The sequence below is a fragment of the Alcanivorax sp. genome (assembly GCF_002726155.1).
In the GTDB taxonomy this organism is placed as follows: Bacteria; Pseudomonadota; Gammaproteobacteria; order Pseudomonadales; family Alcanivoracaceae; genus Alcanivorax.
In genome coordinates, this window is the sequence record NZ_PBSH01000003.1 from 57,102 (window position 1) to 75,688 (window position 18,587).

19 protein-coding genes are annotated in these 18,587 nt (G+C 59.4%); 5 read left to right on the top strand and 14 right to left on the bottom strand.

From position 1 onward, the window contains the following. Positions 1–9 precede the first annotated feature (9 nt). Complete coding sequence (locus tag CL546_RS00515) at positions 10–1,164, top strand: hypothetical protein (RefSeq protein WP_290492338.1); 1,155 nt, start codon at positions 10–12, stop codon at positions 1,162–1,164. 56 nt (positions 1,165–1,220) lie between these two features. Here the strand turns inward: CL546_RS00515 and CL546_RS00520 are convergent, their stop codons facing one another. Continuing rightward, positions 1,221–1,619, bottom strand: a complete 399-nt coding sequence (locus CL546_RS00520) for a GFA family protein (RefSeq protein WP_290492339.1) — start codon at positions 1,617–1,619, stop codon at positions 1,221–1,223. 199 nt (positions 1,620–1,818) lie between these two features. Continuing rightward, positions 1,819–2,691, bottom strand: coding sequence for a LysR family transcriptional regulator (locus CL546_RS00525; RefSeq protein WP_290492340.1), 873 nt, complete (start codon positions 2,689–2,691; stop codon positions 1,819–1,821). Positions 2,692–2,833: 142 nt separating this feature from the next. Between CL546_RS00525 and CL546_RS00530 the strand changes: the two genes are divergently transcribed. Both CL546_RS00530 and fghA read left to right on the top strand, forming a co-directional pair. Next, positions 2,834–3,943, top strand: coding sequence for an S-(hydroxymethyl)glutathione dehydrogenase/class III alcohol dehydrogenase (locus tag CL546_RS00530; protein WP_290492341.1), 1,110 nt, complete (start codon positions 2,834–2,836; stop codon positions 3,941–3,943). 126 nt (positions 3,944–4,069) lie between these two features. After that, complete coding sequence (gene fghA, locus CL546_RS00535) at positions 4,070–4,915, top strand: S-formylglutathione hydrolase (protein WP_290492342.1); 846 nt, start codon at positions 4,070–4,072, stop codon at positions 4,913–4,915. A gap of 66 nt (positions 4,916–4,981) precedes the next feature. Here fghA and CL546_RS00540 read toward each other — a convergent pair whose 3' ends face one another. From CL546_RS00540 to CL546_RS00550, 3 genes are all read right to left on the bottom strand, one after another. Next, complete coding sequence (locus CL546_RS00540) at positions 4,982–5,584, bottom strand: glutathione S-transferase family protein (RefSeq protein ID WP_290492343.1); 603 nt, start codon at positions 5,582–5,584, stop codon at positions 4,982–4,984. A gap of 282 nt (positions 5,585–5,866) precedes the next feature. Continuing rightward, entirely contained in the window at positions 5,867–6,847 is a 981-nt protein-coding gene (locus CL546_RS00545; protein WP_290492344.1) for an NAD(P)H-dependent flavin oxidoreductase, read from the bottom strand. 296 nt (positions 6,848–7,143) lie between these two features. Next, positions 7,144–8,166 carry a helix-turn-helix domain-containing protein gene (locus CL546_RS00550; protein ID WP_290492345.1) on the bottom strand — a complete coding sequence of 341 codons (1,023 nt, stop codon included), beginning with the start codon at positions 8,164–8,166 and terminating at the stop codon, positions 7,144–7,146. Between the two features lie 143 nt (positions 8,167–8,309). Here CL546_RS00550 and CL546_RS00555 point away from each other — a divergent pair, with 143 nt between their 5' ends. Then, positions 8,310–9,239, top strand: coding sequence for a sterol desaturase family protein (locus CL546_RS00555; RefSeq protein WP_290492346.1), 930 nt, complete (start codon positions 8,310–8,312; stop codon positions 9,237–9,239). 134 nt (positions 9,240–9,373) lie between these two features. Here the strand turns inward: CL546_RS00555 and CL546_RS00560 are convergent, their stop codons facing one another. The 5 genes from CL546_RS00560 to CL546_RS00580 form a co-directional block, all read right to left on the bottom strand. Further along, positions 9,374–10,645 (bottom strand): MATE family efflux transporter, encoded by a 1,272-nt coding sequence (locus CL546_RS00560; protein WP_290492355.1) that lies wholly within the window; start codon positions 10,643–10,645, stop codon positions 9,374–9,376. A 219-nt stretch (positions 10,646–10,864) separates the two neighbouring features. Continuing rightward, positions 10,865–11,944 carry a patatin-like phospholipase family protein gene (locus CL546_RS00565; RefSeq protein WP_290492347.1) on the bottom strand — a complete coding sequence of 360 codons (1,080 nt, stop codon included), beginning with the start codon at positions 11,942–11,944 and terminating at the stop codon, positions 10,865–10,867. A 126-nt stretch (positions 11,945–12,070) separates the two neighbouring features. Next, positions 12,071–12,973 carry an alpha/beta fold hydrolase gene (locus CL546_RS00570; RefSeq protein ID WP_290492348.1) on the bottom strand — a complete coding sequence of 301 codons (903 nt, stop codon included), beginning with the start codon at positions 12,971–12,973 and terminating at the stop codon, positions 12,071–12,073. Between the two features lie 63 nt (positions 12,974–13,036). After that, a complete protein-coding gene (gene ppnP / locus CL546_RS00575; protein WP_290492349.1) occupies positions 13,037–13,321 on the bottom strand; it encodes a pyrimidine/purine nucleoside phosphorylase in 285 nt (94 codons plus the stop codon). Between the two features lie 62 nt (positions 13,322–13,383). Continuing rightward, positions 13,384–13,770 carry an OsmC family protein gene (locus CL546_RS00580; RefSeq protein ID WP_155131621.1) on the bottom strand — a complete coding sequence of 129 codons (387 nt, stop codon included), beginning with the start codon at positions 13,768–13,770 and terminating at the stop codon, positions 13,384–13,386. Between the two features lie 97 nt (positions 13,771–13,867). Here CL546_RS00580 and CL546_RS00585 point away from each other — a divergent pair, with 97 nt between their 5' ends. Further along, positions 13,868–14,815 (top strand): pirin family protein, encoded by a 948-nt coding sequence (locus CL546_RS00585; RefSeq protein ID WP_290492350.1) that lies wholly within the window; start codon positions 13,868–13,870, stop codon positions 14,813–14,815. 89 nt (positions 14,816–14,904) lie between these two features. Here CL546_RS00585 and CL546_RS00590 read toward each other — a convergent pair whose 3' ends face one another. From CL546_RS00590 to CL546_RS00605, 4 genes are all read right to left on the bottom strand, one after another. Next, on the bottom strand, positions 14,905–15,618 hold the full coding sequence (locus CL546_RS00590; RefSeq protein WP_290492351.1) for a DUF4397 domain-containing protein: 714 nt from the start codon (positions 15,616–15,618) through the stop codon (positions 14,905–14,907). 110 nt (positions 15,619–15,728) lie between these two features. Beyond that, a complete protein-coding gene (locus tag CL546_RS00595; RefSeq protein ID WP_155131613.1) occupies positions 15,729–16,490 on the bottom strand; it encodes a DUF4397 domain-containing protein in 762 nt (253 codons plus the stop codon). Continuing rightward, a complete protein-coding gene (locus CL546_RS00600) occupies positions 16,487–17,608 on the bottom strand; it encodes an AI-2E family transporter (RefSeq protein ID WP_290492352.1) in 1,122 nt (373 codons plus the stop codon). The genes CL546_RS00595 and CL546_RS00600 overlap by 4 nt, the downstream gene beginning before the upstream one ends. A gap of 80 nt (positions 17,609–17,688) precedes the next feature. Further along, positions 17,689–18,587 (bottom strand): calcium/sodium antiporter (locus CL546_RS00605; protein ID WP_290492353.1); only part of this gene is annotated, 899 nt, incomplete at its 5' end.

Consider the following 18,587-nt stretch of genomic DNA (forward strand, 5'->3'; position numbering starts at 1 on the left):
AGACAAATCATGCACATTGAAACCCAGGCCGAGCTACTCAAGCTGAGCCGTCTGCTGGAAACCGACGAAGCCGACATGACCTTTCTGGACGGCCAGGAACTGAACGCTCTTGCCGCATTCCGTAATAGCGTGTCCAGTTTTTTCTATGAACAGCACCAGGACAGCTACCAGCGTCTGGCCGGCATCAGCAAGCTGGTACCCACCGGAGCCAGCGCCAAACTGGCGACCACCGTGCTGGGCTCCGTACTCGCCGCCGGCATCGCCTCCGAGCTGCCCGCCGAGCGCGCCATCAAGCTGGCGGACAAACTGCCCGACGACTTTCTTGCCAAGCTGTGCATCCATTTGGAGCCGACCCATTCCCGCGCCTTGCTTGCCGCCATGCCCGACAAGATTGTCGCCACGGTCGCCAAGGCACTGCTGGCCATGAACGAGCACATTACGCTGGCCCGTTTTGTCGCCGTGATCCAGCCATCCGCCCTGAAGGCCGTCACCAGCACCGTTAATGACGGTGAAGCCATGGTGAAAATCGCGCTGTACCTGGAAGACAAAAGCAAGCTCGACACCCTGCTTGGGCTACTCAGCGAGACCCAGCAACGGGCCACCCTGAAAGCCGCTACGGACCATGAGCTGTGGCCCGCCGTGCTATCCCTGAATGGCCACCTGAACACCCGGCTCCGCGGCCAGATGGGCAACCTGGTAGCTGAACAGGGCGACACCGTGCTGAGCCATATCATCGAAGTGGCCAGCGACCAGCAGCTGTGGACCAACCTGCTGCAGGCGGTGAATGCCATGGACAATACGCATCAGCAGGCCGTGGTCAATGTGGCCAAGCTGCGCGAAGAGCACATCATGGAAAGCCTGATCACCACCGTGGCAGAAGAAAACAGCTGGGATGAACTACTGCCCCTGCTGCCGCTGCTGGACCATGCTCACCTGGCCCCGGCACTGGACGTGCTCACCGAACGCCAACCCCAGACTCTGGATCAGGCGCTGAGCCAGGCCCACGACAGCAACCTGCTGGGTCTGTTCGGGCACTTGCCGGAAGGAGAAGAGCAGCGCGTTGCCAAGGCACTGAAAAGCCACGCCACGGATAGCTGGCAGGCATTCGTTGCGCGTAACAGTGATGCCCAGGAAATTGCCTCGCTCAAGGCCCAGCTGGGCTGAGAGGCGTTAGCTGCGAGGCCGGGTTGCGGTTACCCCGCACCCGGCCCTGACGACGCTCACGAGCGACCCGCCGGGTACTGCGGCAAGTCATCGTTGATGGCCCACCAGTTACAGGCTGAATCCACGTAAAAGTGAAACGCTGGCCGAGTCGCCAACGGCTCATTCAGCAACCCCGCCCGAATACGCACCACGCCCGGCAGGCTTTCAAGGCGGCTGAACATCGGCGAACCGCACTCGCGACAGAACACGCGCTGCTTACCCGGTGTGGACTCATACCCTTTCAGTAAATCTTCCCCTCGCACCCAGCGCAGCTGTGCCGTTGCAACCGGAATATTGGTGACCAGCGCGGTGCCCTGGGCCTTGCGACACTGCTGGCAGTGGCACACCTGTATCGGTTCCAGCTCACCGTCAATCTCGAACGCGACACCACCGCAAAGACAACTCCCTGTGTACATATTCATTCCCTTTTAGTTGCTGCAGGAGCACCGCTGGCGGCGCGATTACCTGAGTATCGAGTTGCGAGAAGCGAGAAGCGAGTTTCGAAATTCAAAAACTGAAAACCACATTGTTTACGGTTTTCGTTGCTCGATACTCGTAGCTGCTTTTATCGCGCCGCCAGCGACGCGCCTACAAAAAGAATCTTTCGGACGCTTCTCAACCCGCCATATGCTCCACCAAGAAGTCCACGAACTGGCGTACCTTCGGTGACAGGTGCCGATGACGGGGATACACCACCCAGACCGCTGTGTGTGTGCAGGCATACTGATCCAGCACCGACACCAGATCCCCGCGCGCCAAATCGTCCGCCACATAATAATCCGGCAACTGCACCAGCCCGATACCCTTGCGCGCCGCATCCAGCAACGCCACCCCCGAGTTGCCCTTCCAGTTCCCCTGCACCTTGCTGTGGCGATGCTGGCCATCCACATCGAAGGCCCACTGCTCCGAAGACCCCCGCAAGCAATTATGACCAGCCAGCTCGCCCAGGGTATGGGGCCGGGCATGACGCTCAAAATACGCCGGCGATCCCACCACATATTCCCGCCGGGGGCAGAGCCTGCGGGCAATCAGGGAGGAGTCCGGCAAGGCGCCGGTGCGGATCGCCACATCGAATCCCTCATCCACGATATCCACTCGCCGGTTGGTGAAATCCAGCTGCACTGACAGCTGCGGGTGGCATGCCAGAAAGTCGTTGACCAGCGGCGCGATAAAACGCTCGCCAAAGGTGGTAGCGCAGGTCAGCTTTAACACGCCGGTGGGCTGCTGCTGGAAGTCACTGATCGCATTCAGCGCTTCCTGAAACCCATCAAACAACTGGCAGCAGTGATCAAAGTAAACCGCGCCGGCATCCGTCAGCGTCAGCCGCCGGGTGGTGCGGTACAGCAACTGCGTGCCCAGCTGGGTTTCCAGCCGCGCCACCAGCCGGCTCACGTGGGAACTGGAGACCCCCAGGTCCCGGGCGGCACCCGCAAAGGAGCCCAGCCGCACCACTTCCACGAAGGCTTCGATTCGGTCCCAATGCTGCATTGTTGCTCCTGAGCAATAATCTATTGCCAGATTGTGCCTTATAGCCTGATTCGTGTCTGCGTATAGTGAATCCCGTTATCCGTGGTTCGGGAACCCCACAGGGCCGGACCACTCCCCAAACGCCGTTATCGTTGGAGTCATCATGAAATCACGCGCCGCCGTGGCCTGGGAAGCAGGCAAACCGTTGGTTATCGAAAAAGTCGATGTGGCTGGCCCCAAGGCCGGTGAAGTGCTGGTACAGATCGTCGCCACCGGCGTCTGCCACACCGATGCCTACACCCTGTCCGGGAAAGATCCGGAGGGCCTGTTCCCGTCCATCTTCGGTCATGAAGGCGCCGGCATCGTTCAGGAAGTGGGCGAAGGCGTGACCAGCCTGAAGCCCGGCGACCACGTTATCCCGCTTTATACCGCCGAATGCCGCCAATGCAAGTTCTGCCTCAGCGGCAAGACCAACCTGTGCCAGGCGGTACGCGCCACCCAGGGCAAGGGCCTGATGCCGGATAACACCAGCCGCTTTTCCCTGAACGGCAAACTGCTACACCACTATATGGGCACCAGCACCTTCTCCGAGTACACCGTGGTGCCGGAAATTTCCCTGGCCAAGGTGAGCAAGGAAGCGCCACTGGACAAGATCTGCCTGCTGGGCTGCGGCGTGACCACCGGTATCGGCGCGGTCCTCAACACCGCCAAAGTCGAAGCCGGCTCTACCGTGGCTGTGTTCGGCCTCGGTGGCATCGGCCTGTCTGTGATTCAGGGTGCCGTGATGGCCCAGGCGGAACGCATCATTGCCATCGACACCAACCCGGCCAAGGAAACCCTGGCCCGACAATTCGGTGCCACCGATTTCATCAACCCGAAGGATTACAACGACTCCATTCAGGAAGTCATTGTCGAACTCACCGACGGCGGCGTGGATTATTCTTTCGAGTGCATTGGTAACGTGAACGTGATGCGTTCCGCCCTGGAGTGCTGCCATAAGGGTTGGGGTGAATCCATCGTTATTGGCGTGGCCGGTGCCGGTGAAGAAATTTCCACCCGCCCGTTCCAGCTGGTCACCGGTCGAGTCTGGAAAGGCTCCGCGTTTGGCGGCGTCAAAGGCCGCACCGAGTTACCCGGCTACGTTGACCGCTACATGAAAGGCGAAATCAAGATTGATGAATTCGTCACCCACACCATGGGCCTGGAAGACATCAATACCGCGTTTGACCTGTTGCATGAAGGCAAGAGCATTCGCTCTGTGATTCTTTTTTAAGAGGCAATAAATTCCGACCGTAGGAGTACCTCTCGAGGTGCGAACCTTACCTGGCAAGGACTTCTCTCAAGCAGGTTCGCACCTCGAGAGGCACTCCTACAGCGGCTTCGTCAGAAAGGATAAATCATGTCTGATATCGAATTGGTTTCTGCCACCAAATCCTTTGGTGGCTGGTTGAAACGCTACAAGCATCGCAGCCAGGTTCTCAACTGCGAGATGATCTTTGCCATTTATTTACCGCCAGCGGCGGAAACGAATGACGTTCCACTGCTGTGGTGGCTGTCCGGGCTGACCTGCACGGATGAAAATTTCATGCAGAAAGCCGGCGCCCAGCAAACCGCTGCCGAACTGGGGCTGGCCATTGTCTGCCCCGACACCAGCCCTCGCGGCACCGACCTGCCCGGCGAGCATGAAAGCTACGACTTCGGTTCCGGCGCCGGCTTCTATGTGAATGCCACCCAGTCACCCTGGAGCCAGCACTACCGCATGTACGACTATGTGACGGAAGAATTGCCGGCGCTGGTACAGGAACATTTTCCACTCAACGGTAAACAGGCCATCAGCGGCCATTCCATGGGCGGGCACGGCGCCCTGATCTGTGCGCTGAAGAATCCCGGCCGCTACACCTCCGTCTCCGCCTTCGCACCGATCAGCAACCCGATGCAATGCCCCTGGGGCGAAAAAGCGCTGGGGGGCTATCTGGGTGATAACAAAGAGAACTGGAAAACCTGGGATAGCTGTGAGCTGCTGAAGGAAAAGGGAAGTGCGTTACCACTGATGGTCGATCAGGGGGATGCGGATAATTTCTATACCGATGGTCAGCTACGCCCGGAAGCGCTGAGCGCTGCCTGCAAGGAAGCCGGCGTGCCGATCACCCTGCGGATGCAGCCCGGCTACGACCATTCCTATTTCTTTATCGCCAGCTTTATTGATGACCATCTAAAGTACCACTTTCACCACCTGAGCCAGTGATACCTCCACGGCAAGGCGCCATCCCGGCTGCCTTGCCGTGCCACACTCATCCACTGGAACGCGCTTTCAATCGAGCATACCAACATAGTCCGGCTGTGCTTTTACTCGCCCCAACCACGCCCTGATTGCCGGATAATTCTGTAGCGAGAAGCCACCCTGATCGGCCACATGGGTATAGGCGTACAGGGCAATGTCCGCAATGGAGTAGCACCCGCCCACGAAGAAAGGCGCAGCCTGTAAGTGCCGCTCCATCACCGCCAGCGCCTCATGCCCCTTTTGTTGTTTCTCTTGCAAGGCATCCGCATATTTTTCCGGTTCACCCAGCACATGCAGCCAATAACGTGAAGTCGCGATATTCGGTTCGTGGTTGTATTGCTCGAAGAACATCCATTGCAGTACCTGTGCCTGCTCGAAGGCATCAACGGGCATTAGCTGGCTGTCTCGCGCCAGATACCAGAGCGCCGCGTTGGATTCCGGCAGGGCTCTGCCCTCCGGGGTCACCAGCACCGGGATACGGCCATTCGGGTTGATCGCGAGGAAGTCGTCGCTGCGGGTTTCGCCACGGGTAATGTCTTTTTCCTCTCGCTCGAAAGGGACACCAAGCTGTGCCATGGCCAAGCGTAATTTATAGCAGTTACCGGAAGAGGAAAATTCATACAGGCGATACATATCAGATCCTTCTGACAAGGAATCAAGCACCCCGACGACAGAATGTCACCGCACCGGGAATCGGGCACCGAGACTGCCTTGTTTCGGCAAAGCGCACAACCATCGGCTTGTCGAGCCTGCCCCCTGTTGACCTCGGGGCAATCAAAGCACCCTGCTAAATGCATTGCGGTGCAGCCGCAAAGCAGCATAAAAAAAGCCAGGGCATTGCCCTGGCTTGCTCGGGAGAGCATTAACTGTATTTGATTGCTGGAAGACCGTTCTCCAGCAATCTGGCCAGGCTCCCTAGCTGTTCATGAAACCGGCCAAGCGTTGATTGATGGTGCCGGAACATTCGCTGATGATGTCATCAATAATTTCCGCACAGCTCGGGTAACTATCGATCAGGCCCTGCACCATGCCAGACGTCCAGATACCACCATCGATTTCACCGGAGGTGAGCGCGGCCTTGCCTTTCACGCCAGCAACCAGATCCACAATATAGTCGAACTTCATGTCCTGACCTTTTTCGCGTTCGATTTCATTCACTTTGCTGGCCACTCGGTTCTTGTAAACACGGGCGGTATTCTTCAAAGGGCGGAAAATCAAAGCGGTATCCAGCTCAGATGCCTCAGCAATCGCTCGCTTCATATTTTCGTGTACTGGCGCTTCCTTGGAGGCCAGAAAACGGGTGCCCATGTTAATGCCGTCCGCACCCAGCGCCAGACACGCCGCCATCTGCGCACCCGTACCGATACCACCGGACGCAAGCATGGGAATTTTCAGCACCCGAGCCGCCGCAGGCAGCAAAACCAGGTTAGGAATATCGTCTTCACCCGGGTGACCAGCACACTCGAAACCATCCACGGACACCGCATCCACGCCCACTTTTTCTGACTTGAGCGCATGCCGAACGGACGTACATTTGTGCACCACCTTCACCCCGTATTCCTTGAACAGGGGCATGTGCGGTTCCGGGTTGCGGCCAGCGGTTTCCACCACGGTGACACCGTTTTCACAAATCACCCGGGCGTATTCATCGTAGGGCACCGGCTTAATGGTCGGCAGGATGGTCAGGTTCACACCGAAGGGTTTGTCGGTCATTTCCTTGCAGCGTTTGATTTCCTTGTCCAGGTCTTCCGGGGTCGGCTGCGTGAGGGCGGTGATGATGCCCAGGCCGCCAGCGTTGGAAACTGCACTGGCAAGCTCCGCATAACCCACGTTCTGCATGCCACCCTGAACGATCGGATACTCAATACCCAGCAATTCGGTAATACGCGTTTTCATCGGTGTTCCTCTCTCGTTGTGCCTGCCTCGTTGTGCCTGCATGGTGCCTGTCTCCAGACGCGGCGCCGACTCACAGGAGTGACGCATGCACCTTGATGGCGAGCGTCAATGCGGCGAGATCGGGGCGTCCCACGGAGCGCGATGGGGGAATTAATCACGCCACAGGGCGTGCCAGCAATGACAGGAATTCTCACCGCCGGGGTCAGTTCGGATAGCAGTCCCGGCACAGATCGCCCGACACGCACAGAATTCGCGGCTGTACGGCGATCCGGAGCATTCCTGTCGCAGGGACCACGTTACACAGCATTGTCTGTTTTGTATGCCAGCGCGGTCTGTTTTCTGGCCCGTGCCGGGGTGTTGCCGGTCCAGCGACGGTAGGCCCGACTGAAGGCACTGTGCTCGGAGAACCCGAGCAACAGCGCAATATCCCCGAGGGTCAGCGACAGGTCGGCCAGGTAGTGGCCGGCCAGTTGCTCACGGGTACGGTCCAGCAATTCCCGCCAGGTTAATTGCCGTTCCGCGAGGCGCCGTTGCAGGGTGCGCACGGACATATGCAGCTCCGCTGCCAGGCGTGGCAGGGTCACCGCCGCTTCCGGCATCAATCGCACCATGGCCTGTTGCAGGGCCCGATCAAAACTGTCGGAATCCGGCAGCGCCAACAGCATGGCCTGGGCCTGCCGATCCAGCAGGCTACGCATGCTCGGGTCGCTGTGCGGTAAGGCAATGGCAAGAAAATGGACAGGAAAGGCAACACAGGTATGCGCCTGTGCGAACTGGACCGGGCACCCGAAGAAGGCTTCAAACGCCGCCTGGATCGACTCCCTGGGGGCCGGGAAGGCAAAGGCAACACGGGTCGGCACCGGTGGTGTATCCACCTGCCGGCGCAGGAAGCTGACCAGCGCCGCGATAGCCACACTGTCCGCCAGCTCCCCGGTGGAATCTTCCCCGGGCCAGCGCACCAGCATCTGATCACCTTGCCCCACCACCTCCACCATATCCTGACCATAGAACAAGGTCTCATAGCGCTGGTAAGCCAGCATGGCTTCGCCCAGGGTCCGGCAGGTGAGAATCAGATAGCCCAGCATGCCCACGTGGCGGGGCTGGATCATGGCGCCGATTTCCAGCCCCGGCGCCAACCGCTCCGGGCGCAGCAACACTGCCTGCTGAAGCAGATCCCGCCACAGCGGTAACGGCACCACATCCGCTGGCGAACGGCTGTCCAGTACTGTGCGTAATGCGGGGGCGGGCAGGTTTTCCCGGTCCAGCCAGTCGGTCAGCAACTGAACCCAGGCACCGGTGACTCGCATGGCAGCGGCCATGGTCTCTCCTTGCGGGTGACATTTACCCTGTTGGCGTAAATTGTCAAAAATAAGGCATAAAGAGTCAATACTATCAGCCGCGCTTGTCGCACACTGCCAACATCAACATTCCACCGCGTTCCTCACCGAGCTTCGAGGTTTCTATGGCACTGATGGACTGGTTCAACACTATCTGGCTGAACAGCGGGTTGGCCCCCCTATGGAATGCCCTGCCCGACTGGCTGGCCCTGGATGCCCGACAGCTGATTTTTGTCGTGGCGACGCCGCTTTTTATTGGCCTGTTCCTGTGGGAGTACCGCAAAATTCGCCACAACAAGAAACTGGTGGATGGTCGTGAATCCTGGCTGAATTTCATGCTGGGGGCGGGCTACCAGACCACCGAGCTGCTATTCGCCGGGCTGATTGCCTTCCCACTTTATGCCTTTGCGTATCAGCACCGATTGCTCGACATTGAGCTCAACGTCTTTACCGCCATCGCCCTGTGGTTCCTGGTGGATTTCTGCTACTACGGTTTCCATCGCACCTCGCACCGGGTGCGCTGGTTCTGGGCCGCCCATGTGACCCACCACTCTTCCGAGCGGATGAATTTCTCCACCGCCATGCGCCAGAATGCCACCAACATTTTCAACGGCGGCTGGTTGTTCTATGTGCCGCTGGCCTTTCTCGGTTACAACCCGGTATGGATCGGGGTGTGCTATGCACTGTCGCTGGTGTACCAGTATTTCATCCACACCACCCTGGTGGGCAAACTGCACCCGGCCATCGAATATATCTTCAATACGCCCAGCCACCACCGGGTACACCACGGCCGCAATCCGGAATATATCGACCGGAACTACGCGGGCGTTTTCATCATCTGGGACCGCCTGTTCGGCACCTTTGTGGAAGAAAAAGACGACCAACCGGTGGAATACGGCATCACCCGCCCGGTGTACAGCAACAGCCTGGTGGTGAACTGGTGCCACGAATACGTGGACATGTTCCGGGCTATCGGCCAGAAAGGACCACTAACACAACGCCTGAAACATCTATGGAAACCACCGGAATGGGAGAGGGAGAGGGAGAGCAATTAATAGTTAATAATGAATAGTTGCGCGTTTACTCGCCGGGATTTTCAAAACACATGAGGCCGCGCCCAGACTCTGGGCGCGGCCTCATGTGTTTCAGTAAAACAAAACGTGACCGTGACGTTATTAATTATTCATTATTAACTATTAATTGCCTTTCCCAGCGCCTGCTGATAGAAACCCCACGCCATCACCCCGGCAAGCACATTGCCGAATGCCGCGCCCAGGGCAAAGCCACCAAAGCCACCCAACTCGAAGCCCAGCCACAACAACGGCAGGTAACACAGGAACAAACGCAAAAAAGAAATCAGCATGGCGCGCATGGGCCAACCCAGCGCATTGCTGGCCGATACCACCAACATGCAGACGCCCAGAAAACCATAGCTGGGCGGCATCCAGCGAATCAGCACGGTCAGGTAGGCCTGCACCGCCGGGGTGTCGACCAATACGCTGGCCAGCGGTGCCGCCAGCAACGCCATGACCAGCCCCAGCAGCACCTGCCAGGTGATCACCATGCCCGCCGCCACCTGCATCAGCCGCCGCACAGTGGCCCAGTCATTGCCGCCATAACAGCGTCCCAGCCAGGGCGGCAGCGCCATGGTCATGCCCAACACCAACACGATGGAAAAACTTTCCAGCCGGCTGGCCATGCCCCAGGCGGCCACCGCCTGGTCACCGGACCTGGCCACCAGTGCCGTGGCCACCATGGCCGCCAGCGGCGGCATCAGCTGGCTGATCATGGCCGGGCCGGCAATGTGCACAAACGGCCAGGCCGACGCACGCATCTGCACCAGCATGCCGGTGCGCTGCACCCAACCCTTGCCCCGCAGGGACAACGCCACAATCACCCCACCGATGGAAAACGCCAGCAGTGTCGCCAGCGCCGCACCGGGCAGGCCAAAGCCCTGCCAATCACCAATACCAAAAATCAGGATCGGGTCGAACAACAGATTCAGCAGGCTGGTGAGCACCATCATCATGCCGGGAAAACGCGTGTTGCCGTGGGCGCGAAACAGGCTGTAGCCAAAGTACACGACTCCACCGACCCACATGGCCGGCACCTGCAAGGCCCAGAAGGGCCGGATCATGGCGCGAATCTCTTCACTGGCGCCGAGCAACGCAAAGGCAGGCTCCTGGATCAACCACAGCACCAGCACCAGCATGCCCTGCAGCACACCACCACCAACCAGCACCAGCGCCCCCAGCCGGTTGGCCTGCTCCTGCTGGCCGGCACCGATAGCCCGGGAAATCAGCGCGGCAATGGCGATGCCGATGCCCACCTGCACACCGATGACCAGAAACGCCAACGGAAAGGTGAACGACTGGGCCGCCAGCGGCGCGGTGCCCAGCCGAGCCACGAAGATACTGTCGACCAGATAAAACCCCAGCAGGGACATGACGCCCAAGGCCATGGGCCAGGTCTGCTGCCAGAGCTGGCGGACAAGAGTCATTGTTGAGAGGCTGGATTCAGTCACGGGCGATCCGGGTCAATGGGAAAACGTGGCGAGGGTAACACGTTCCCCCGTAGGAGCGACGCTCTCTGTGCCCTACAGGGATGAGCCGCGAACCTGCTTGAGGCAGGCCGTGCCAAGTACGATTCGCGGCTCAAGCGCCGCTTCTACGGAGGGTCTTTACAGCGGTTGCAGGCGGTCCACCATTTTGCCGGTTTCCACCAGCTCCAGAAATTCATCTCCCAGCCGCTGGCTTTCGGCCACCGCCTTGCGCCAATACGCCTCACGGCCAGCATCATCGCCAAGGTAATGTTTGAAGTCCGTGCGGTCGGGCAGCTTGCCGTGGGGCAGGCTGGCCAGATACCCCCGGGACGGGGACACCAGCAACAGGCGCCGCAACCGCTGCGGGTCACCGTTGCGCCAGCGCAGGGGCTTGTCGAACCAGCCGGGGATCACCCGATCGGTGAAGTGCGGGTACAGCACGATGCCGTCGCTCTGGTAAGGCAGGTCCAGGTGATAGTCGAGCATGCCCCCGTCGCGATAGACGCCATCCGGGGCGCCGGGCAAGGCCGTCACTCCATCCAGCACCATGGGGATGGCGGCACTGGCCAGCAACGCTGCGCGCAAATTGTCCGCCTGCAAGTCCACGTGGTGGGTGGTGAAATCATTGAGCGGGCCCACCGGCAAATCCGCGCCTCGCGGGTAGACCAACCCGCGCTCCATAAACAGGCCCGTGGCACGGCGGCTGAGCAGGTTGGTGCCAATCAACCCCGCCAACCCCAGCCCCAGGCCCAAACCGCCGCGGCGGGCCATCAGCCCACGGCTGCGAATCACCACGATTACCAACCGATAATCCGGGTTATGCAAGATACGCTGGTCGCGATCCTGTAATAGTTCCGACAACATCTGCTCGCAGCGATGGCTCACGTCTTTCGCCGTAATGCCCTTGGGGAAACGCTGCCGGGTGTAAAGTTCGGCCAGGCGGGACAAGCCGGTGCGGGCATCGCCCATGGTAATGGCGGCAAACCGCCAGCTGCCAATGGAGGCACCAATCAAGGTACGCAGGCGCGGCGCCGACGGCAGAAAATCCCCGAACACCGCCTGATCCAGGCCGTTGATCCCCAACGCCTTCGGGCCACCGGCCGCCCCGGGAACGATGTCCACATCGGCGGCCCGCAGGCCATGCTCGCGTAAATGCGCAATCGCATCGCTGCCCGCGCGCAGAGTCAGCGCCGGGGCTGAGGTATGAATGGCGACCACCCGATATCTCCGATATCCGCTCCAGAAAGGCCCGTTATGCTAGCGAGAAACGGGGGCAGAGCGAAATAGCATTCCACTATCAGCAAAGGGAAGCAGCACGCACCACGCCGCAGGCGACACGCAAAATCACTCTGTGTCGGCCAAAAAATCACCCAATGCGCGGGTAAACGCCAGTGGCTGGCTCATCAGCGGCACATGCCCGGATCTGGGCAGAACAACATGTCGGGCACCGATCAAACGGGCAAACTCGGCCTGCCCCTGGGCGGGATACAGGGGGGAGCGGGCGCCGGTAATCACCGTGGCCGGCACTCCCCAATCGGCCGCAGAGGACCGGTAGTCATGGGCACCAAACAGGTAGGCATTCAGGTACGCACGGATATCCGCCAGTTCCGTCACCGGCAACACCCGCGCCCATAGCGACGACCAGCGGGCCGTTGCACTGAAGGCGGAGTGCAGCCCCCGACGGCCAGCAATCTGCCCGAGGATATCGGTCAACCTTGACAGGATGGCCGCGCGCAACCCCGGCGCCAGGTTGGCAATGCGGCCCTGGTCTGGCGCACCGTCCAGCAAAGCCAGCAGCTCACGCAACTGGGCGAAGAAATGCCCCTGCCGCGCGCCGAACAACCCGTGAGACCAGTCCGCCTTGTTATCGGTACAGGGCGACTGATCAATGTGCAGGTAGCGTTTTACCGGAGAAAAATCCCCATGAGCATGCCAGTGCAGGCTGGTGGTCGCCCCCAGGGAATAACCCACCAACGGGAAATCGCGCAGGCCAAAATGGTGAACCAGGTCTTCCATGTCCTGCATGTGATTGTGGAACACATCCGCCTGGTTGAAACGGGCCGCTGCCGAACCGCCAGCACCGCGCAAATCAGGAATCACAAACTGGAAACGACGCAGAAAGGGGAACACGAAGGGAAGCCAGTCACGGCCTTGCATCCCCAGGCCATGCAGCATCAGCACCGGCTGACCTCGGCCCAGCAAACGCACGCGCAGCGTGGCACCATCCCTGGCAGGAAATAACGGCATCAGGCTCCCCCTGGTGTTGGCACCTGTTTTTCCCAGGTGCTCTTATTCTTTTGGCCGTGCAGATTATTCGCCGTACAGGCAAAGATAGGCCGTATCGATGGCCACTTTTACCTGAAATTTCTGGTTCGCCTCAATCTCGAAAGTCTCACCGGCAGAAAATGTCTGCCAGTCGGCACTGCCCGGCAGTTTCACCGTCAGGGCGCCACTGGTTACCGTCATGGTTTCATACTCACTGGTGCCGAATTCATAATCCCCCGGCGCCATCACACCCACGGTGGCCGGCTTGGATTCGGTTTGAAAGGCGATGGATGCCACTTTGGCATCGAAGTATTCGTTGACCTTGAACATACAAGCAACTCCGCTGATTCAATGGAGGCGCGAGTATGCCAAAAGCCGGGCCAAATCGCCGCTTATTTCCACGTGCTGGTAATGGCAACGCCCTGCCGCACCGTTTTGGTTACCGGGGTTTTGGCGGCGATCTCCAGCAAACGCTGCCGCTGCTCATCGCTGAGTGGCGCACTGCAGACCAGGATACGGTCGATGTGCTCGCCACCGTCCTCATCCCGGTAAAAATCCAAACGCACATCAATATCACCCAGCTCCCAGCCTTTACGCTCGGCATACATACGCAAGGTAATCGAGGTGCAGGCACCGAGCCCGGACAGCAATAGTTCATACGGGTTGGGGCCACTATCTTCGCCCCCCATTGCCGCGCCCTCATCGGCACTGAGGCGATGCTGGCGTACGTTGATTTGCTGGGCATAATGATGGTGGCTGTGAAGGCTGACTGTGGCCATAAGGCGTGTCCTTTCCCTTGCTTTCCATTGTTGTCACCGCGTTCCATACTCGAAGCATAGTCACGCCCCGCATCTGGACTATGCCACGGAGACAGCCATGAGCAATACCCACGCCAGCGGCGAAACGGTGGAATGCCCCAACCTTGCCAGCCAGCCTACCCTGACGCCCGTGGATTCGCGCAAAAGCATCCTCGGCAGCGGCCTGCCCATCATTCGGCATTTGCCCAGCCGCTCACAGCGGCTCATTGGCCCCTGGTGTTTCCTCGACCACATAGGCCCCACCGACCTGACCCCCGATAATGCAGTCGATGTAGGCACCCATCCGCACATCGGGCTACAGACCGTGACCTGGTTATTTGAGGGCGCACTGCTACACAAGGACAGCCTGGGTTATGAGCAAGTAATCGCCCCCGGCCAGCTGAATCTGATGACCGCCGGCCATGGCATCTGCCATTCCGAGGAAAGCCCGCCGGGATTCAGCGGCCCCATGCACGGCCTGCAATTCTGGATCGCGTTGCCCGCCGAGCATGAGGATATCCCGCCGGCCTTTGCCCACCACACTGACCTGCCCCAATGGCAACAGGATGGCGCCGACATCACCCTGGTGGTGGGCGAGCTGGCCGGGCGCCGTTCTCCAGCGACGATTTTCTCGCCACTGGTGGGCGCCGATATTGTTGCCGCACAAGCCTGCCGACTGACCTTGCCCATCCCTGCGGATTTTGAGCTGGGGCTGTGTATCAATGAAGGCCATGCGGAACTGGAAGGAAAAACCCTGGAGAGCGGCGAGCTCTACTATCTGGGGCAGGGCCGCGACACTCTGGTCCTCACTCTCTCGGCCGGCAGCCGCATCATGCTGCTGGGCGGCGAGCCGCTGGGACAGCCAGTGTTGTTATGGTGGAATTTTGTCGGTCGAGATCAGGAGCGGCTGCAGCAGGCGGTGATCGACTGGCAACAATGGCCCAACGATCGCTTTGGTGAGGTCCGCACCTACCAGGGGGCCCCGTTGACGGCGCCCACGCTGGATCCATCGGTGCGTTTGAAATAAACACCAGCTAAACCGCCCTTTAGCGGTGGTGCAAGTGGACAGGGTGGAGTCGGCTTACGGCTACGCCCTAAGCCGACCTACAAAATCAACTAACTGCCTTCGACCTGCTGGCAGAACATCGCCATGTCGGGATCAGCAAACCCTTTGTGGGTAATGATGGCATCGTAAACCTTGCCTGCCTGAACCGGACAAGACACCGTCGCAATCAAGCTGTCATCCGCAGCATCTTTCACTTCCACTTCCAGACGGCTGCTACCATTGGGGGTATCCGAAAAATAGGCTGTGGCTTTGCCATACTGCAGATCTGGAATTGTGCCGATAGAGAAAGCAATGCCTGCCTGCTGGCTCATGGCATGAATAAAGCGCACCCCAACGTTTGATGCCATCACAGAAGGCGTCTCTTGGCGGAAAGCGTTCAGTAGCGGAGAGCTGTCTGCCAAATCCCCCATCAAGACAAGGGTGTAATTCCCACCCGCTGCCAGCGAGATGTCTTTATCCGGTAAATCCACAGTGCTTCTGCGTGGTTGAAAATTGACGGTTTCGGTATCGGCATCCAGTTTCAGGTTCATCCCGCCTTGTTCATCGGTGGAATACCCCACATCCTCAAACAGCGGGTCTGACGCCTTGTTGGTCACCACATCCACGCGAATGCTTGCTGCATCGGGGGCGGTAAAATCCGTCAGCTGATTGTGGAAATAGAGGCTGGCTGGCGCCCGCAGCAAATCTTCCACGTCATCATCGTCACCGCCACAGCCGGACAAGACTACTGCACTGGCCACCGCCAGCATCCCGATCATTCGCATAACTTCTCCCGAGACAAACACGAAAAAGGGCATCGTAATCATACCGATGCCCTTCGTTTTGGTATTGGTTGGCAGTTCAGAGGTTTTTCGTAGTGAGAAGTTCCCGCCGCTCAGTTACTGAACGGCTGGCAGTACAGGGAAATCTGGTCGTCGTCGCTGTCGAATTCCGTGTACGCGATGATGGCATCGTAGCTGCGGCCGCTGCTGACGCTGCAACTCACATCATCAATGATCACGCCCTGGGTTTCGTTGTTGACGGTCACCGCCAGATTGCTGCCGGCACTCAAGGATACGTAGCTGCTGCCATCGCCATATTCCAGTCCACTGACCAACGCCTGGCCACCGGGGGCGCTACCGCTGGCGGTGACGCTCAGCTCATCGCCGGACAGACGCGACAATGTGTTGATAAAGCGCACCCGAATTTGCCCGCTACCCACATCCATTCTCTGGTGGCTGAACGTTTTCAGCTGGCGGTTATCCAGGGTGGTATCGCCCATCAAAACCACTGTGTAGCGGTTGCCCCCGGTCAGCGTCCGGTTGATCGGGCCGTTAACCAGAGTGCTGCCAGAGTTAACCCCGCGGGCATCGAACGCCACGGACTCGCTGTCATCATCCAGTTCCAGGCTGTTGGAGCTCACGCTGCCCCGGGTGGTGTAGGCCACACCACTCTCCACCGCAGTGGTCTGGTTATCCACGAACAGATCCACGGTGATATCGTCTTCACTGCCCCCGCCCACCTGGGTGAGCTGGTTATGGAAGTAAAGCTGGGCGCTGTCGCTGGAGGAAAAAAGGCCGCCATCGTCGTCTTCATCGCAGCCAAAGGCGGACAACCCGGCCACTGAAGCCGCCAGCACCAATCGTAGAAAAATCATCGTTCCTCACTCCCGGAAGGGGTCTCATCCGGTTCGCTTTCGACCGGTAACGCAGGCACACCTTCCTCGTTAAATTCACGGATAAAGATACCCCAGAACGCCACGAAAAGGGCAGCCAGCAAAGGCCCCACTGCAAACCCGGTTATCCCGAACATGGCCAGCCCGCCCAAGGTGGAAAACAACACCACATAGTCGGGCAGCTTGGTATCGCGACCCACCAGAATCGGGCGCAGCAGATTGTCTACCAGACCGATGACGAACACCCCGAACAGAATCAGGATCGTCGCCTCCTTCATGTCACCTACGGCGTAGAGGTACAGTGCCACGGGGAACCAGATCAGGCCCGCGCCCACCGCCGGAATCAACGACAGCACGGCCATCACCACGCCCCACAACAAGGCCCCGGGAATGCCCAGCCACCAGAAGATCAGGCCACCCAGCGCACCCTGGGTAATCGCTACCAACAGGTTACCCTTAATGGTGGCACGGGTGACTTCGGCAAACTTGGCAAACAGCAACTTTTCACGCTCATCGCCCAGCGGCAACGCGCGAATCAGCATGGCTACCATGGAGTCGCCATCGCGGATCAGGAAAAACGCCAGGTACAGCATCAGGCCCAGGTTGAGGAAAAACTGGAAGGTGTTCTGCCCCACCGCCAGCGCCCGCTTGGCAAGGAACTGGCCCGCCCCGGTAAAGGCTTTGACCGCCTGTTCCTTGATTTTCTCCAGGTCCACATCAAAACGTTCTGCCAGCGACTGCACCCCCGGGAAGGCGTGCTTGATCTTGTCCACATAGCTGGCCAGATCAATTTCCCCGCTTTGCACTTTCTGGAACAGGCCAACGCCTTCGGATACAAACGACGTGGCCACCGCCAGCACTGGAATCACTACTAACACCACGCACAATAGCAAGGTGAACAGCGCCACCAGGTTGCGCCGTTGCGGCCAGCGGGCCAGCAACCTTTTGTGGAAAGGATAGAAAATAACGCTAATGGCGCAGGCCCAGAAAATGGGCGCGAAGAAAGGCTGAATCAGCAGGGCAAAGACGGCGCTGACCGCCACCAGGGAGAACAGAAAAGCGCGCTGCTCCAGTTTTTCCGATATTCCCGTATCCCGCATACCCTGCCGCTTCCTTGTCTTTCGTCATTAGGTGTCATGCTATTAGCATCAGTGTCGGCCACTGCTTACGCCGGCGGGGATCAGCCCCCCGTCAGCATAGTCGACCCCAGATAGGCCATGTACGCCACATAAACCACCAGCAAGGCGATGCCGTTGTTCCGGGTAATTTGCCCTTTGCGCCCCCACAGGCCAAAACCCATGACGAACAACACCAGCGTCAGCCCCATCATCAGGGACCAGTCACGCTGCAGGACCCCCGCATCCACCGACATGGGCTTGATAGCGCCAGCGATACCCACCACCGCCAGGGTGTTAAACAAATTCGAGCCTAGCACGTTACCAAAGGCAATATCGTGTTCCCCCTTGCGCACCGCCGCAATGCTGGAAGCCAGCTCCGGCAGGGAGGTGCCGATGGCAACAATGGTGAGGCCGATGATCAGGTCACTGACTCCCAGAGACTGGGCAATCAGCACCGCCCCCCAGACCAGCGCCCGGGAACTGACCACCAGCAGGATCAGGCCCACCACCAGCCAGAACAGGGATTGTTTCAGCGGCAGCGGATGCTCTGCCAGGTCGGTTTCTACTTCCCCGGCCAGCACGTCCCCCTTGCCAGTCATGGCGGCATAGATAGACCAACCCATCAGCACCGCCAGCACGCCAATCAATATCCAGGCGTCCATGCGGGAAATGTGCCCATCGATAAGCTGGTAACCCGCCAGCAAGGTGACCAGCGTGAGAATGGGCAGCTCTTTCTTGAGGATGGCGGAGTTCACCAGTATCGGGCTCATCACCGCTACCACCCCGAGAATCAGGGCGATGTTGGAAATGTTGGAACCGTAGGCATTCCCCAGCGCCAGTGACGGGTTGCCTTCCAGCGCCGCCAGCGCCGACACCACCATCTCCGGTGCCGAGGTGCCAAAGCCGACAATCAGCATGCCGATCAGCAACGGCGGCATGCCAGCGTGGGCGGCGGTGCCCG

Coding starts and splice junctions, on each gene's coding strand:
- CL546_RS00590 (WP_290492351.1), bottom strand. CDS start 15,618: ATGCGAATGATCGGGATGCTGGCGGTGGCCAGTGCAGTAGTCTTGTCC.
- CL546_RS00585 (WP_290492350.1), top strand. CDS start 13,868: ATGAGCAATACCCACGCCAGCGGCGAAACGGTGGAATGCCCCAACCTT.
- fghA (WP_290492342.1), top strand. CDS start 4,070: ATGTCTGATATCGAATTGGTTTCTGCCACCAAATCCTTTGGTGGCTGG.
- CL546_RS00560 (WP_290492355.1), bottom strand. CDS start 10,645: ATGGCCTTGGGCGTCATGTCCCTGCTGGGGTTTTATCTGGTCGACAGT.
- CL546_RS00525 (WP_290492340.1), bottom strand. CDS start 2,691: ATGCAGCATTGGGACCGAATCGAAGCCTTCGTGGAAGTGGTGCGGCTG.
- CL546_RS00520 (WP_290492339.1), bottom strand. CDS start 1,619: ATGTACACAGGGAGTTGTCTTTGCGGTGGTGTCGCGTTCGAGATTGAC.
- CL546_RS00595 (WP_155131613.1), bottom strand. CDS start 16,490: ATGATTTTTCTACGATTGGTGCTGGCGGCTTCAGTGGCCGGGTTGTCC.
- CL546_RS00530 (WP_290492341.1), top strand. CDS start 2,834: ATGAAATCACGCGCCGCCGTGGCCTGGGAAGCAGGCAAACCGTTGGTT.
- CL546_RS00580 (WP_155131621.1), bottom strand. CDS start 13,770: ATGGCCACAGTCAGCCTTCACAGCCACCATCATTATGCCCAGCAAATC.
- CL546_RS00555 (WP_290492346.1), top strand. CDS start 8,310: ATGGCACTGATGGACTGGTTCAACACTATCTGGCTGAACAGCGGGTTG.
- CL546_RS00515 (WP_290492338.1), top strand. CDS start 10: ATGCACATTGAAACCCAGGCCGAGCTACTCAAGCTGAGCCGTCTGCTG.
- CL546_RS00545 (WP_290492344.1), bottom strand. CDS start 6,847: ATGAAAACGCGTATTACCGAATTGCTGGGTATTGAGTATCCGATCGTT.
- CL546_RS00540 (WP_290492343.1), bottom strand. CDS start 5,584: ATGTATCGCCTGTATGAATTTTCCTCTTCCGGTAACTGCTATAAATTA.
- CL546_RS00600 (WP_290492352.1), bottom strand. CDS start 17,608: ATGCGGGATACGGGAATATCGGAAAAACTGGAGCAGCGCGCTTTTCTG.
- ppnP (WP_290492349.1), bottom strand. CDS start 13,321: ATGTTCAAGGTCAACGAATACTTCGATGCCAAAGTGGCATCCATCGCC.
- CL546_RS00570 (WP_290492348.1), bottom strand. CDS start 12,973: ATGCCGTTATTTCCTGCCAGGGATGGTGCCACGCTGCGCGTGCGTTTG.
- CL546_RS00550 (WP_290492345.1), bottom strand. CDS start 8,166: ATGGCCGCTGCCATGCGAGTCACCGGTGCCTGGGTTCAGTTGCTGACC.